This window comes from Noviherbaspirillum pedocola, assembly GCF_016632335.1.
Taxonomy (GTDB): Bacteria; Pseudomonadota; Gammaproteobacteria; order Burkholderiales; family Burkholderiaceae_D; genus Noviherbaspirillum_A; species Noviherbaspirillum_A pedocola.
This window is the reverse complement of record NZ_JAEPBG010000007.1, coordinates 245,806-259,283: the sequence shown is the minus strand read 5'-3', so window position 1 is coordinate 259,283 and position 13,478 is coordinate 245,806. Positions and strand designations below refer to the sequence as shown.

General features: G+C 66.9%; 14 protein-coding genes. 8 read left to right on the top strand and 6 right to left on the bottom strand.

Annotated elements, in window-relative coordinates; translation table 11 throughout:
- The first annotated feature begins 203 nt into the window (after nucleotides 1–203).
- Genes metX through JJB74_RS17730 form a run of 4 tightly spaced genes read left to right on the top strand, consistent with a single transcriptional unit; the run spans nucleotide 204 to nucleotide 4,106 of the window.
- Nucleotides 204–1,373: a homoserine O-succinyltransferase MetX gene (metX, locus tag JJB74_RS17745; protein ID WP_200593930.1), complete on the top strand. Its 1,170-nt coding sequence runs from the start codon at nucleotides 204–206 to the stop codon at nucleotides 1,371–1,373.
- Complete coding sequence (gene metW / locus JJB74_RS17740) at nucleotides 1,370–1,978, top strand: methionine biosynthesis protein MetW (protein WP_200593928.1); 609 nt, start codon at nucleotides 1,370–1,372, stop codon at nucleotides 1,976–1,978. The genes metX and metW overlap by 4 nt, the downstream gene beginning before the upstream one ends.
- A gap of 2 nt (nucleotides 1,979–1,980) precedes the next feature.
- Nucleotides 1,981–3,237: an AmpG family muropeptide MFS transporter gene (locus JJB74_RS17735; RefSeq protein WP_234484259.1), complete on the top strand. Its 1,257-nt coding sequence runs from the start codon at nucleotides 1,981–1,983 to the stop codon at nucleotides 3,235–3,237.
- Nucleotides 3,234–4,106 (top strand): M48 family metallopeptidase, encoded by an 873-nt coding sequence (locus JJB74_RS17730; protein ID WP_200593926.1) that lies wholly within the window; start codon nucleotides 3,234–3,236, stop codon nucleotides 4,104–4,106. The genes JJB74_RS17735 and JJB74_RS17730 overlap by 4 nt, the downstream gene beginning before the upstream one ends.
- Before the next feature lie 983 nt (nucleotides 4,107–5,089).
- Here JJB74_RS17730 and JJB74_RS17725 read toward each other — a convergent pair.
- Genes JJB74_RS17725 through JJB74_RS17705 form a run of 5 tightly spaced genes read right to left on the bottom strand, consistent with a single transcriptional unit; the run spans nucleotide 5,090 to nucleotide 9,706 of the window.
- Nucleotides 5,090–6,220, bottom strand: coding sequence for a VanZ family protein (locus JJB74_RS17725; RefSeq protein WP_200593925.1), 1,131 nt, complete (start codon nucleotides 6,218–6,220; stop codon nucleotides 5,090–5,092).
- A complete protein-coding gene (locus JJB74_RS17720; RefSeq protein WP_200593922.1) occupies nucleotides 6,217–6,819 on the bottom strand; it encodes an ABC-type transport auxiliary lipoprotein family protein in 603 nt (200 codons plus the stop codon). The genes JJB74_RS17725 and JJB74_RS17720 overlap by 4 nt, the downstream gene beginning before the upstream one ends.
- Before the next feature lie 14 nt (nucleotides 6,820–6,833).
- Nucleotides 6,834–7,748, bottom strand: coding sequence for an MlaD family protein (locus tag JJB74_RS17715; protein ID WP_200593920.1), 915 nt, complete (start codon nucleotides 7,746–7,748; stop codon nucleotides 6,834–6,836).
- A 9-nt stretch (nucleotides 7,749–7,757) separates the two neighbouring features.
- A complete protein-coding gene (locus JJB74_RS17710; protein ID WP_200593918.1) occupies nucleotides 7,758–8,561 on the bottom strand; it encodes an ABC transporter ATP-binding protein in 804 nt (267 codons plus the stop codon).
- Entirely contained in the window at nucleotides 8,561–9,706 is a 1,146-nt protein-coding gene (locus JJB74_RS17705; RefSeq protein ID WP_200594042.1) for an MlaE family ABC transporter permease, read from the bottom strand. The genes JJB74_RS17710 and JJB74_RS17705 overlap by 1 nt, the downstream gene beginning before the upstream one ends.
- Nucleotides 9,707–9,776: 70 nt before the next feature.
- Here JJB74_RS17705 and JJB74_RS17700 point away from each other — a divergent pair, with 70 nt between their 5' ends.
- The 3 genes from JJB74_RS17700 to JJB74_RS17690 are packed head-to-tail and all read left to right on the top strand — an operon-like array spanning nucleotide 9,777 to nucleotide 12,081.
- Entirely contained in the window at nucleotides 9,777–10,568 is a 792-nt protein-coding gene (locus JJB74_RS17700) for a biotin--[acetyl-CoA-carboxylase] ligase (RefSeq protein WP_200593916.1), read from the top strand.
- Entirely contained in the window at nucleotides 10,565–11,338 is a 774-nt protein-coding gene (locus tag JJB74_RS17695) for a type III pantothenate kinase (RefSeq protein WP_234484258.1), read from the top strand. Before JJB74_RS17700 ends, JJB74_RS17695 begins: the two co-directional genes overlap by 4 nt.
- Nucleotides 11,335–12,081 (top strand): SPOR domain-containing protein, encoded by a 747-nt coding sequence (locus JJB74_RS17690; RefSeq protein WP_200593914.1) that lies wholly within the window; start codon nucleotides 11,335–11,337, stop codon nucleotides 12,079–12,081. The genes JJB74_RS17695 and JJB74_RS17690 overlap by 4 nt, the downstream gene beginning before the upstream one ends.
- 93 nt (nucleotides 12,082–12,174) lie before the next feature.
- On the opposite strand, the gene JJB74_RS17685 is transcribed toward JJB74_RS17690, so the two are convergent.
- Nucleotides 12,175–12,360 (bottom strand): cysteine-rich CWC family protein, encoded by a 186-nt coding sequence (locus tag JJB74_RS17685; protein WP_200593912.1) that lies wholly within the window; start codon nucleotides 12,358–12,360, stop codon nucleotides 12,175–12,177.
- Nucleotides 12,361–12,566: 206 nt separating this feature from the next.
- On the opposite strand from JJB74_RS17685, the gene argB reads away from it, so the two are divergent.
- Nucleotides 12,567–13,466, top strand: a complete 900-nt coding sequence (gene argB / locus JJB74_RS17680; protein WP_200593910.1) for an acetylglutamate kinase — start codon at nucleotides 12,567–12,569, stop codon at nucleotides 13,464–13,466.
- Nucleotides 13,467–13,478: the final 12 nt, after the last annotated feature.

Below are 13,478 nucleotides of genomic sequence, written 5' to 3'. Positions count from 1 at the left end.
CCTTGCACGGCTGCGCCGATTTGACCGGCCGCGATTGCCCAGGCGATCCGGCTTCAGCTTGCGGGCGCAAGGGTTTTCCACCCGCATAAATACGGCTAAAGCGAGCTTGCAAAGAAGCCCAGAACTTTTAGCCCGACAGCATGCGCTCTCGGGCTTTTTCATTTGGATGTCGACCATGCTCGGCGTCCAGGACCGGATGAACGATGAAATCTCTCGGAGTGGTATCGCCGCAGTCCATGCAGTTCCGCGAGCCGCTGAAGCTCACCAGCGGCGCGTCGATCGCGGATTACACGCTGGTCTATGAAACCTATGGCGAACTCAATGCCGACCGCTCCAATGCGGTATTGATCCTGCATGCGCTGAACGCTTCGCATCACGTCGCCGGCGTGTATCTGAAGGAAGACGGCAGCAAGAGCGTGGGCTGGTGGGACAACATGGTTGGCCCCGGCAAGCCGGTGGATACCGACCGCTTCTTCGTCATCGGTGTCAACAATCTCGGTTCCTGCTTCGGCTCGACCGGGCCGATGCATACCAATCCCGCCACCGGCAAACCCTACGGCGCCGACTTCCCGGTGGTGACGGTGGAGGACTGGGTGCATGCGCAGGCGCGCCTGGCCGATGCGCTCGGCATCACGCAATTCGCCGCGGTCATGGGCGGCTCGCTCGGCGGCATGCAGGCCCTGGCATGGAGCCTGTTGTACCCGGAACGCCTGCGCCATTGCCTGGTGATCGCGTCCACGCCGAAGCTGTCCACGCAGAACATCGCGTTCAACGATGTCGCTCGCCAGGCCATCCTCACCGACCCGGACTTCCATGGCGGCGACTATTACGCCCATGGCGTGGTGCCGAAAAACGGGCTGCGCGTGGCGCGCATGATCGGCCACATCACTTACCTGTCCGACGATGACATGGCCGATCGCTTCGGCCGCGAGCTGCGCTCCGGGCAATACCAGTTCGGCTTCGGCATCGACTTCGAGATCGAATCCTATCTGCGCTATCAGGGCGACAAGTTTTCCGAGTACTTCGACGCCAACACCTACCTGCTGATCACCAAGGCGCTCGATTACTTCGACCCGGCCGCCTCTCACGGCGGCGACCTGAGCCAGGCGCTGGCCGCGGCCCAGGCGCAGTTTCTGCTGGTGTCCTTCAGCACCGACTGGCGCTTCGCACCGGCACGCAGCCGCGAGATCGTGCAGGCGCTGGTCAACAACCGCCGGCGCGTGACCTATGCCGAGATCGATGCGCCGCACGGCCACGATGCCTTCCTGCTGGAAGATGCGCGCTACATGGCCACGGTGCGAAGCTATTACGACAAGATCTGGCGCGAGACCGCGCTCTTTGCCGGCGCGGCGGAAAGCGTGGTGGCCGCATGAACTTCAATGAACTCTCCAAGCTGCGCGCCGACCTGGCCTTCATCGCGCACTGGGTCGCGCCGGGCTCGCGCGTGCTCGACCTGGGCTGCGGCGACGGCGTCATGCTCGATTACCTGCAAAGCGCCAAGGGCTGTGCCGGCTATGGCGTCGAGATCGATGACGACAAGATCCCGCTGTGCATTACGCGCGACGTGCCGGTGATCCAGCAGGATCTCGAAGCGGGGCTGGCCATGTTCGCCGACAACGCCTTCGATTGCGTGCTGTGCCTGTCGGCGCTGCAGATGATGAAGAACGTCGAAGGCATCCTGCGCGACATCGCGCGCGTCGGTGCTGAAGCCATCGTGTCCTTCCCGAACTTCGCTTACTGGCCGCACCGGCTGTCGCTCTTGCGCGGCCGCATGCCGGTGTCGAAGAGCCTGCCCTATGCGTGGTACGACACACCGAACCTGCGCTGCGCCACCATTAACGACTTCCAGGACCTGGCGCGCGAAGTCGGCCTCGAAGTGCTGGAATTCGTCGCGCTCGACGAAGCCGGCAAGCCGGTGGCCTTCCTGCCGAACTGGCGCGGCAGCCTGGCGGTGTTCCGCCTGCGGAAGAGGCAGTAGGCATGGATGCCGCAAAGCCCGGCAAGCCCGCCAAGCCGGATTGGCATAGCTACCTGAACCGGCGCATGCTGATCTGCGTCTTCCTCGGCTTTTCCTCGGGCCTGCCGCTGTTCATCCTGCTGTCGCTGGTGCAGGCCTGGCTGGCGAAGTCGGGCCTGAACGTGAAGGCCCTCGGCCTGTTCGCGCTGGTGATGTTCCCGTACACCTGGAAGTTCCTGTGGGCGCCGCTGATGGACCGCTACAGCTTCGGCCCGCTGGGCCGCCGGCGCGGCTGGATGGCGGCCACGCAGGCGCTGCTGTTTCTTGGCATCGGCGCCATCGGCATGCTCGACCCGCACACCCAGGTGCCGGCGATCGCAGCGATGGCCGCGGTGATCGCGTTTCTTTCCGCGAGCCAGGACATCGTCATCGACGCCTACCGCCGCGAGATCCTGCCCGACATCGAGCAGGGCCTGGGCGGCGCGGTGCATGTGAATGCTTACAAGGTCGCCGGCATGGTGCCGGGCGCGCTGTCGCTGATCCTGGCCGACCGCATGCCCTGGCAGCCGGTGTTCTGGATCACCGCGGCCTTCATGCTGCCGGGCCTGTTGTGCACGCTCGTCATCAAGGAGCCACGGGTCTACGGTGCGCCGCCGAAGACCATGCGCGAAGCGGTGGTGCTGCCATTCTCGGAATTCATCGCACGCGGCGGCTGGCGCAATGCGGCGATGGTCCTGGGCTTCATCTTCCTGTACAAGCTCGGCGACAGCATGGCGACCGCGCTGGCGACCAAGTTCTACATCGACCTCGGCTTTTCGATGACGCAGATCGGCGCGGTGGCCAAGACCGTCGGCTTCTGGGCCAGCATCGCCGGCGGCATTTTCGGCGGCGCCTGGATGATTCAGCTCGGCATCAACCGCGCGCTGTGGATCTTCGGCGCGGTGCAGGCGCTGGCCATCCTCGGCTTCGCCTGGCTGGCGCACGCGGGCGCGGACCTGCCGCTGCTGGCCGGCGTGATCGGCTTCGAAGCCTTCGGCGTGGGCCTGGGCACGGCAGCCTTCGTGTCCTACATCGCCACCACCACCGATCCGCGCTACACCGCCACGCAATATGCACTGTTCACCAGCCTGGCCGCGGTGCCGCGCACCTTTGTCAATTCCGCGGTCGGCTATATCGTCGCCGAGACGGGATGGTTCCTGTTCTTTATCCTGTGCTTCGTGCTGGCCTTGCCCGGCATGCTGATGCTGACCCGAGTCGCTCCCTGGAAGGAACAACCATGACCATGCTTCGTCGCCGCCTACTCGCCGCGCTGCTGTGCGCATCCCTCGGCCTGCCGACGTTTTCGGCGTTCGCGCAGGGCGTCGATGTCGAACGCATGTCGCGCCTGCGCAGCCTGGTGCCGGCCGAGCAGCTCGAAGCGCAGGCGACGCAGCAATACGATGGCTTGAAACGTGAAGCCGCGGCCAAGGGCGTGCTGGTGGCCGATGACGATCCGCGCGCGGTGCGCGTGCGCGAAGTCGCGCGCAGGCTGATACCGCAGGCCGCGCGATGGAACCCGGCCGCGGCGCGCTGGCAGTGGGAAACCATGCTGATCCGCGCCGACACCATCAATGCCTTCTGCATGCCGGGCGGGAAGATCGCCTTCTTCACCGGCCTGATCGACCGGCTCAAGCTCACCGACGATGAAATCGCCATCGTCATGGGCCACGAGATGGCGCATGCGCTGCGCGAGCATGCGCGCGAGCGCGTAGCCAAGGGCAGCCTGTTGCAGCTCGGCGCGAATCTCGGCTCGGCCATCCTCGGCCTGGGCCAGACCGGACAGATGGTGGTCGGGCAGGGCGCGCAACTGGCGATGCTGAAGTTCTCGCGCGACGATGAAACCGAAGCCGACACCGTCGGCCTGGACCTGGCCGCGCGCGCCGGCTTTGATCCGCGCGCCGGCGTGGCGCTGTGGCGCAAGATGGGCATGATCGAAAAGAGCGCACCGCCGCAATGGCTGTCGACGCATCCGGCCGGCGCCAACCGCATCGCCCGCATCGAGAAGACGCTGCCGCAGGTGATGCCGCTGTATGCGGCCGCGACTGGTACGGATCCGCGTGCGCTGGCGCCGTATCGCAGCAATGTGAAGGGTGTGGCGGAAGTGCGGTGAAGCGGCTATATGTCCTCGCGCAGCCGCGCATGGTTGTTCATTGGGCCGCTAGGCCAGTCCGTTCAAGGTGACGTCGATTTTTTTCAGGAGGGCGGTAGTGCAACATAAGGCCGGCTTGGCGAAACAAGGGTATGGTGCCTCTGCCTCTGCCTCTGCCTCTGCCTCTGCCTCTGCCTCTGCCTCTGCCTCTGCCTCTGCTTCTGCAGTTGCAGTGCCTTTGCCTTTGTAGTCGCCGTTGCCGTTGCTTTTAAACCCCCGTTGATTGCGCCGTGACGGCGATGCCCGGAGCGGGAAAAGGTGCGGCGTCTGTTTGAGCGAAGCGCAGCGTAGCGAGTTTAGCCGCGCCCCGCTCCGGGCATCGCCGGCACGGGGACCCCGCGCAGCGGCGCGCAATCTCCGGGGGCGCCTTTTCTTGCCCACTTCTTTTGGCGTCAAAAGAAGTGGGCCGGCTGCCGGGCCGGGACCCGGCTAGGTCGAGGGGGCGCTGAACGTTTTGCATTACCGGAGTGATGTCTTTGAAGGGGCAGGCTCTTGCCTTGGTCGTCGTCGCGTGATCGAGGCTTTGAATGAAAGGCTCGCCCGGTTGAGGTTTGAGGCCCGATGACCCAATAAGGACATCGCACTTGGCGAACTAGCCGGGTCCCGGCCCGGCAGCCGGGTCACTTCTTTTGGCGCCAAAAGAAGTAACCAAGAAAAGGCGCCCCCGGAGATCGCGCCCCCTGCGGGGGTCCCCGTGTCGCCGAACCCTGAAGCGGGGCGCGGCTAAACTCGCTACGCTGCGCTTCGCTCAGACAGACGCCGCACCTTATCCGCTTCAGGGCCCGGCGCCACGGCGCGATCAACGGGGGTTTAAAAGCAACGGCAACGGCGACGACAACGGCAACTTCAACGGCAACTGCAGAGGCTTGAAAGTGTTGACCGGCAAGCCCAACATCCTGAGCCCGCGGACCGCGAGCATGTTGGGCATCCTTCGTCAGCCCAACCTACGAACCCACCGCCCTCCGATGCACCGGATGCGTCAGAAACCACAGCGTCACGAACGGCCACACCAGCGACAGGAATTGCGCCGCCCCGTTGAAGTTCAGGAACTTGCCCTGCACCCAGGTCTGCAGCGTCGAGACGAAATACGGATTGGCCGGTGCGACGTTCACCGTCGCCAAGCCAATCACCAGCGCCAGGATCGCCACCCGGCGCTGTGCCAGCGGCGGCGCCAGCGCCAGGCCGGCGAGCATGATGCAACCGATCAGCAGGCCGCCCTGCGCGCCCGGCGTCACCCAGGCGAAGGCGTTGACCGGCGCGAACAGCAGCGCCGAGGCCAGCGTCTTGAACGCCAGCGCAGTTCCTGCCAGCAGCGCCGCCGCCGCCAGCTTTGGCGCGCGCCGGCGCATCTGGCACAACAGCGTCAGCACCGCGCCGGTAAAGCCACAGGCGGTGATGATGGTTTCCGACAGCCAGTACTGCTCCGGGCTCAGTTCCTGGCCATGGCGCAGCAGCGCGGCGAAATCGATCGGCGCCGACCAGAGGTCCGACACCCAGTCCGACAGCAGCGGCAGCAGTTGCCCGTGCCCGAACAGATAGCCCTGCGGATAAATCTGCGCCAGTGGCCATAGGCCAAGCACGATCAGGCCGCGGCTGGCTTCGTGCAGGAACCAGGCACGCCGCAGCACCAGCAGGCGGCTTTGCTCGAGAAACGCCGGCACCAGCGCGCTGCCGAGCAGGGCGCCCAGCGCGGCGCCGGCGGCATTGGTCAACAGGTCGAGGTTGGACGGCACCCGGCTCGGCAGGAAATTCTGCCCCATCTCCATCGCCGCCGACATCGCCGCGCCGATGACGCAGGCGCACACGAACGCCGGCACGCCGCGCAGCCGCGGATACAGCGAAAACACCAGCAGCGCGCCGAAGGGCATGTAGCCGATGACATTGGTGGCGACATCGAAACCGGTCCAGTAATACGGCAGCGGCGCGAACAGGAAAGCCGTCAGCGGCAGGCCGTTGCTGCGCCAGCTGAAGAACGGATACCAGCTCGCATAGACGATCAACGCCGCATAGAACAGCAGCGCGCCGCGCGCGAAGACCGAAGAATGTGCCGGCGAGGGCGCGTCGGGCAGGTTCATCTCGGGGCGAGTGGCAGGGTGGCGAGCCAGGCCAGCATGTCGGCAATCGTCGCGTCCGCGGCCGTTGCCAGCGCCGCGGCGCCGCCGGCGGCGTCCGCGCTGGGCGCCGGCAGCTCGCGCACAAAGCTTTTCTGGCCGATCAGGCGGCGGCCATCCAGCGCCGACAGCCGCGCAGAAATGCGCACCCGGCTCGCATCCGGTCTATCGAAGACCTGCTCGAATTCATCGACTTCCAGCCGCAGCACCGGCGCGCCGGCCACGCCACTGTTCGGCGCCAGCACCGTGCCGCCGGCTTGCACCAGGCGGGTCTTCAGGCGCTGCGTGAGCAGATCCGGCGGCGGCATGCTCCAGCGGCTCTGCGCATAGGCGCGCGGCTGGCGCGGGTCGGTATAGGCCAGCCGGTAGACCATCAACGGTGCATCGAGCCAGGCTGGCGCGTCGGCATCGGCCAGCGCCACGGGTGGCAGGCTGGTCATGCTGGTTTGCGGTTGCGCCGGGCCCAGGTCGTAGAGCTGGGGCGGGATCTGGTTGCGCATGCCGGCGCAGCCGGCAAGGGAAAGCGTCGCGAGCGCGGCGCAGAAAAGGCGTCGGGAGGTCATCGATACTCGTAGTGTCATGGCGCGGGAGCGGCAAAGCCGGGTTCGCCCGGACGGGGTTGGGCGCCGGCGCGGCCGAACAGCAGGCTTTGCGGTCTTTCGTTCAGGCTGTTCAGGGTGCGGTCGAGCAGGCGCAGCGAGCCGCGCACATCGTCGGCCAGCGGCTGTGCTTCACGGCTCACGCGCTCGGCCGCGGCGCCGATCGTGTCGGCGCTGGCGGTGATGCGCGCGAGCGCGCCGTTCTGTGCCTGCAGGCTGGAAGCGAGCGCATCGACGCGGCGCGAGGCCGCGCCCAGCGCCGCGAGCGATTGCTGTGTCTGGGTCACCATTTCCGGCAGCCTGGCCAGCGTCGGCTGCAATTGCTTCGGCAGCTCGCCGAAAGCCTGTGCCGCGGCGTCGACATGGCCGAGCGTGGTGGTCAGCGCCGCTGCATTGGCCGGCGACAGCAGCGCATTCAGGCGCTGCGCGATTTCCCGGGTCTGGCCCAGGATCGCCAGGCCTTCATCCTGCAGCCGTGACAAGAGGCTCGGGCGCAGCGCGATGCGGCCGACGTCCTGCGACGAAGTCGGCAGCGGCGCGGGATTGCTGCCGTCGTCGTCCAGTTCGACATAGGCAATGCCAGTCACGCCCTGGTAGCCGAGGGTGGCGTAGGTGGAGCGGGTGATCGGCGCGTCCGGCGCGATCGACAGGCGCAGCAGGATGTGTCCGCGCTGCTGCGGATCGAAGCCGATCGCATCGACCCGGCCGACCACGAGGCCGCGGTAGCGCACCGTTGCCTGCGGGCTCAGGCCCGGCACCGGCAGCGTGGTGGCGATGTCATACGGCAGCCGCGGCGCGCGGTCGCGTTTCAACCAGATCGCGCCGGCGATGGCCGCGGCCAGCAGCGCGATGGTGAAGAGTCCGGCGAAGAAGGCATGCGCCCTGTTTTCCATGTGATGTCCTCAAGCTCCCGGCGCAGGCGGGGCGTCGATGTCGGCCAGCCCCTGCAGCGCCCGGCGTCCGCGCGCGCCGAGAAAGTATTCGCGGATGAACGGGTGATCCACCCGGATGACCTCGCGCGCCGTGCCGAAGGCCACCAGGCGCTTGTCGGCCAGCACCGCGATCCGGGTCGACAGCGACAGCAGCGTGTCGAGGTCGTGGGTGACCATCAGCACCGTCAGGTGCATCTCCCGGTGCAGGCCGGCGATCAGTTCGACGAAGGCATCCGACAGCGCCGGGTCCAGGCCGGCGGTCGGCTCGTCGAGAAACAGCAGTTCCGGCTCTAGCGCCAGCGCGCGCGCCAGCGCCACGCGCTTGACCATGCCGCCGGACAGATCGGCCGGCATGCGCTGCGCTGCGCGCGCATCGATGCCCACCATGGACAGCTTCAGCAGCGCCGCGTCGCGCACCAGGTCTTCCGGCAGATGGCGCAGCTCGCGCATCGGCAGCGCGACATTGTCGAAGGCGCTCATCGCCGAGAACAGCGCGCCGTGCTGGAACAGCATGCCCCAGCGCCGGCGCAGCGCATGCAGCCGCGCGGCGTCGGCGCGGTGCACATCCTCGCCGAAGACCTGCACCGTGCCGGCGGATGGCCGCTCCAGGCCCAGCACCTCGCGCAGCAGCGTGGTCTTGCCGGAACCCGAGCCGCCGACAAGAGCCACGATTTCTCCGGCCCTGACTTCCATGTTCAGGTTCTCGTGTACCGTCAGCTCGCCGAAGCGGGTGCACAGGCCATCGATGCGGAGTATCGGCGCGCTTGCTGTCATCAGAAACCGAAGCCGAAACCGATGCCGTTGAAGAGAATCGCGAACACCGCGTCGGCCAGGATCACGGCGGTAATCGCCGTGACCACCGAATCAGTGGTGCCCTGTCCGAGACTTTCGGTGTTGGGCTGGATGCGCAGGCCGAAGTGGCAGGCGATCAAGGCGATCAGCGCGCCGAAGACCACGCCCTTGCCCAGGCCGATCCAGTAATTCGCGATTGGCACCGCGTTCGGCAGGCTGCGCACGAAATACGCCGGCGGCAGGCCGAGCTGCACATTGCCGGCCGCCATGCCGCCGATGAGCGCCATCGCATCGGTCCAGATGACGAGAAGCGGCAGCGCCACGGCCAGCGCGATCACCCGCGGCAGCACCAGGCGAAAGCCGTGCGGCAGGCCCATGACCAGCATCGCGTCGAGTTCCTCGTTGACCCGCATCACGCCGAGCTGCGCCGTGATCGACGAGCCGGAGCGGCCCGCGATCAGGATCGCCGCCAACAGCGGTCCCAGTTCGCGCACGATGCCCATGCCGAGCAGGTTGACCAGGTAGATATCGCCGCCGAAGGCGCGCAGCTGCTGCGCCGACAGGTAGGACAGCACCACGCCGATCAGAAATCCCACCAGCGCCGTGATCGACAGCGCCTGGTAACCGGCGTGATAGATGCTCGCCGAGATTTCCTTCCACGGACCGCGCTGCGGCGCGCGCAGCAGGCGGCCGAGGTCGAGCATGCATTGTCCGAACAGCGTGACCAGGCCAAGGAAATGGTCGGCGGCCTTGTTCGACAGACGCAGCAGCGAGGCCAGCGACAGCCGCGATGCTTGCTGCGGCAGCGCCAGCGTGCCGGCCGCTTCAAGCCGGCGAAAGACGTCCTCCTGTCCCGGCGCCAGCGCCAGGCGCGTCGGACGGCGCCGGCCCCAGGCATTCCACAGCAGTTGCGCACCGATATGGTCGAGCGCGGAGATGCCGGACAAATCCCATTGCAGCTCAGCGGCCGGCATGCCCGCTGCGCCCGTCACACGCTTCAACGCCGCCTTCACGCCGGCCATCGCCGACGGCTGCGCCAGCGCCTGGACTTTCCAGGGGCCGCGGGCAAGGACGGTGGAAGGGCGCTCATGGTCAAGTTCGAGCGCGGGCAGGGGCGGATTCAGCATGGCGGCAAGTGTAAGGGAGAAGTTCCGGGGCGGGAATGTCTGCGCCATTCCATGGCTTACAATGCGCGGCATGATTTCTCCCCTGTGCGCGCGGCAGATCGCCGCGCAGACCGCCGGCCAAGCGCGCCGGGTCGCCATCGAAACCGTTCCCGAAACCGGCTCCACCAATGCCGACCTGCTCGCGCGCGCGGCGCAGCGGGACTTCGATGCGCCGCTGCTGCTGGCCGCGGAATCACAGCATGCCGGGCGCGGCCGCGCCGGGCGCACCTGGCATTCGGCGCCGGGTTCCAGCCTGACGTTTTCTCTCGCCTGGCCTTTCCGGCGCAGCCTGCCGCAATTGGTCGGCCTGCCGCTGGCCGTGGGCGTGGCCGTGGCGGAAACCCTGAATGCGCTCGGAGTTGCTGCGCGTTTGAAATGGCCGAACGATGTGCTGCTGGAAGGCGAAAAGCTGGCCGGCATCCTGGTCGAGATCGCGCCGCCGGGCGAAGACCGCGTCACGGCCGTCATCGGCATAGGCATCAACCTGGCGCTGCCGCCGGAACTGCGCTCGCGCATCGACCGGCCGGCCGCGGCGCTGCCGAGTCTGCAGGCCGACCGCAATGCGCTGCTTGCTGCGCTGCTCAATGCGCTGGCAGAGGCATGCGTTGAATTCGAGGCTGGCGGCGTGGCCGCGTTTGCCGCGCGCTGGAATGCGCTGCATGCCTGGCGCGGCGAGCGGGTGGCCGTGCTCGACGGCGCGCGTACGCTGCACCAGGGCATGGCCGCCGGCATCGACGACAGCGGCCGTCTGCTGCTCGACACCGATGCCGGTCGCGTCGCGGTGCTCTCCGGCGATGTGTCATTGCGGCGGGCCGAGGCATGAGCCGCATGCTGCTGCTGGATGCGGGTAATACCCGCGTCAAATGGGCGCTGGCCGAGCGTGGCGCGGCGCCTGGCGATTGGCTCGCCACCGGCGCTGCGGCGCGCGACGGCATCGATGCGCTCGGCGACGCCTGGCGCGTGGCTGCAGCAACGGTCGACGTCGCGCTGCTGTGCAATGTCGCCGGTGAAGCGATGCGCGCAGCGCTCGAAGGGCAGCTGCAGCGCGCATTCGGGCCGCAGGCGCCCGCCCTGCAGCTGTTTCGCTCGTCGCCAGAGGCGGGCGGCTTGCGCAATCGCTACCGGGAACCGTCGCAACTCGGCGCGGACCGCTTCGCCGCTGCGATCGGCGCGCGGGCGCGCTATCCAAACGAGGCGCTGATCGTGGCTACCTGCGGCACCGCCACCACGATCGATGCGGTCTCGCCGCAAGGCGATTTCCTCGGCGGGATGATCCTGCCCGGCCTCGACATGATGGCGCGCGCGCTGGCGGCCGGCACCGCGCAGTTGCCGCACATCGATGCGCGCGCCTCAGGGCTTGCGCCTTTCGCTGACAATACGGCCGATGCGATCGCTTCCGGCTGCATTGCGGCGCAGGCTGGCGCAATCGAGCGCGCGGCCACCGCGCTGACCGAGGCGCATGGCACGGCGCGCTGCATCATTTCCGGCGGCGCCGGCACGATCATTGCGCCGCATCTGTCGCTGTCGGCGGTGGGCATCGGTAACCTGGTGCTGATCGGCCTGCAAGTGATTCTTACGGAGCCCAAGCGATGATGTTCAAACTGCTGTTCGGGGCGCTGCTCCTGGCCAATCTGCTGGTGTACACGCTGAGCCGCGGCGCTGGCGCCGGGCATGAACCGGCGCGGCTTGCCAACCAGCTCAACGCCAACCGCATCCAGCTGGTGCCGGCATCAGGCGCGGCCACGCCGGCCGTCGAAGCGACCCCTCCCGCAGCTAATGCAAGCCCGGCAAGCCCAACAAACCCGGCAACAAGCGCAGCCGCGACATCGACACCCAGCACGGCGGCTCCGGCGAACGCGGCGGCGCCAGCAACGCCGACGACCGCATGCATCGAAATCGGCAGCTTCACGCCCACCGAAGCCGGCCGCTTCGAAGCGCGCCTGGAGCAGCTCGGCCTGGCCGGCAAGGTCTCGCGCCGTGAGGTGCCGGGAGCGGCCAGCTACATGGTGATGATCCCGCCGCAGGGAAGCATGGACGCGGCCGAGCGCAAGACCACGGAATTGCGCGCGCTCGGCGTCACCGATTCCTACATCGTGCAGGATGCGTCGCCGCGGCGCTGGGGCATTGCGCTGGGCACCTTCCGCACCGAGGAAGCGGCCAACGCTCATCTCGCAACGATGAGCCGACGCGGCGTGCGCACCGCGCGGGTGGTTGAAGCCGGCACCGGCCCGGCGCGGGTAGCGATACAGCTGCGCGGCCTGGATGCCGCGGCCGAAGCGCAGGTCTCGCGTGCGCGGGCCGAGTTTCCGCGGCAGGAAAGCCGTGGCTGTTCATAGAGGGCGCGAAAAAGCCCGTAGGTTGGGCTGACGAAGGACGCCCAACGGGAGTCCGCAGGGGATTGACCTCCATGTTGGGCTTGCCAGCCCAACCTACGAACTTGCGTCCCGTTCACCCAACCAGGCGCGCAGGCAATCCGGGCACAGGCAGCCCGGCTGTTCTGGCTGCGGCAAGGCTTCGGCCGGCAGCCTCAACAAGGCTGCGCACCAGCAGGGTTCCTCGGTGCTGTCGACCATGCCGCAGCGAAAGCTGGCATTGCAGCGGATACAGGTGCTCATGCGGGTTTCATCGGGTATCGGTGAGAGGCGCCATTGTGCCTTGGACGCCGGTTACGATTGTCGTGAACAGTTCGACAAGCCGGTTTGCGCATGACGATGTTCGCGCTGTTTATGCCCTTGAAAATCGCACAAGTGCGAGAAAATTCCGCCGGGAAGCAATGCGCTTTCGTTGTAAAATCGCGGCCACTTCTCTTCTTGGATATGTCATGACCGACCTCGCCGACCTGTCCCAGGTGCAGCCCGCCATCAAGGCGGAAATCCTAGCCCAGGCCCTTCCCTACATCCGCAAGTTCCACGGCAAGACCATCGTCATCAAGTACGGCGGCAATGCGATGACCGAGGAAAAGCTCAAGCACGGTTTCGCGCGCGACGTGATCCTGCTGAAGCTGGTCGGCCTGAACCCGGTGGTGGTGCATGGCGGCGGCCCGCAGATCGACAATGCGCTGAAAAAGATCGGCAAGCAGGGCTCCTTCATCCAGGGCATGCGCATTACCGACGAGGAAACCATGGAAGTCGTCGAGTGGGTGCTCGGCGGCGAAGTGCAGCAGGACATCGTCATGCTGATCAATCACTACGGCGGCCAGGCGGTCGGCCTGACCGGCAAGGACGGCGGCCTGATCCGCGCGCGCAAGATGAAGATGCCGGACCGCGAGAATCCCGGCCAGTTCCTCGACATCGGCTATGTCGGCGAGATCGAGGCGATCAACCCGGCGGTGGTCAAGGCGCTGCAGGACGATGCCTTCATCCCGATCATTTCGCCGATCGGCTTCGGCGAGGATGGCCAGGCCTACAACATCAATGCCGACCTCGTGGCCGGCAAGATCGCCGAGATCCTGCATGCGGAAAAGCTGATCATGATGACCAACATTCCCGGCGTGCTGGACAAGGGCGGCAACCTGGTCACCGATTTGTCGGCACGCGAGATCGACGAGATGTTCGCCGACGGCACGATTTCCGGCGGCATGCTGCCGAAGATTTCGTCGGCGCTGGACGCGGCGAAATCCGGCGTGAACACGGTGCACATCGTCGACGGCCGCATCGAGCATTCGCTGCTGCTCGAAGTGCTGACCGAGCAAGCCTTCGGCACGATGATCCGTTCGCATTAATTTCTTCCTCGA

Bases quoted from the DNA above. Each gene is read 5' to 3' on its own strand.
- metX (WP_200593930.1), top strand. From the start codon at position 204: ATGAAATCTCTCGGAGTGGTATCGCCGCAGTCCATGCAGTTCCGCGAG.
- metW (WP_200593928.1), top strand. From the start codon at position 1,370: ATGAACTTCAATGAACTCTCCAAGCTGCGCGCCGACCTGGCCTTCATC.
- JJB74_RS17735 (WP_234484259.1), top strand. From the start codon at position 1,981: ATGGATGCCGCAAAGCCCGGCAAGCCCGCCAAGCCGGATTGGCATAGC.
- JJB74_RS17730 (WP_200593926.1), top strand. From the start codon at position 3,234: ATGACCATGCTTCGTCGCCGCCTACTCGCCGCGCTGCTGTGCGCATCC.
- JJB74_RS17725 (WP_200593925.1), bottom strand. From the start codon at position 6,220: ATGAACCTGCCCGACGCGCCCTCGCCGGCACATTCTTCGGTCTTCGCG.
- JJB74_RS17720 (WP_200593922.1), bottom strand. From the start codon at position 6,819: ATGACCTCCCGACGCCTTTTCTGCGCCGCGCTCGCGACGCTTTCCCTT.
- JJB74_RS17715 (WP_200593920.1), bottom strand. From the start codon at position 7,748: ATGGAAAACAGGGCGCATGCCTTCTTCGCCGGACTCTTCACCATCGCG.
- JJB74_RS17710 (WP_200593918.1), bottom strand. From the start codon at position 8,561: ATGACAGCAAGCGCGCCGATACTCCGCATCGATGGCCTGTGCACCCGC.
- JJB74_RS17705 (WP_200594042.1), bottom strand. From the start codon at position 9,706: ATGCTGAATCCGCCCCTGCCCGCGCTCGAACTTGACCATGAGCGCCCT.
- JJB74_RS17700 (WP_200593916.1), top strand. From the start codon at position 9,777: ATGATTTCTCCCCTGTGCGCGCGGCAGATCGCCGCGCAGACCGCCGGC.
- JJB74_RS17695 (WP_234484258.1), top strand. From the start codon at position 10,565: ATGAGCCGCATGCTGCTGCTGGATGCGGGTAATACCCGCGTCAAATGG.
- JJB74_RS17690 (WP_200593914.1), top strand. From the start codon at position 11,335: ATGATGTTCAAACTGCTGTTCGGGGCGCTGCTCCTGGCCAATCTGCTG.
- JJB74_RS17685 (WP_200593912.1), bottom strand. From the start codon at position 12,360: ATGAGCACCTGTATCCGCTGCAATGCCAGCTTTCGCTGCGGCATGGTC.
- argB (WP_200593910.1), top strand. From the start codon at position 12,567: ATGACCGACCTCGCCGACCTGTCCCAGGTGCAGCCCGCCATCAAGGCG.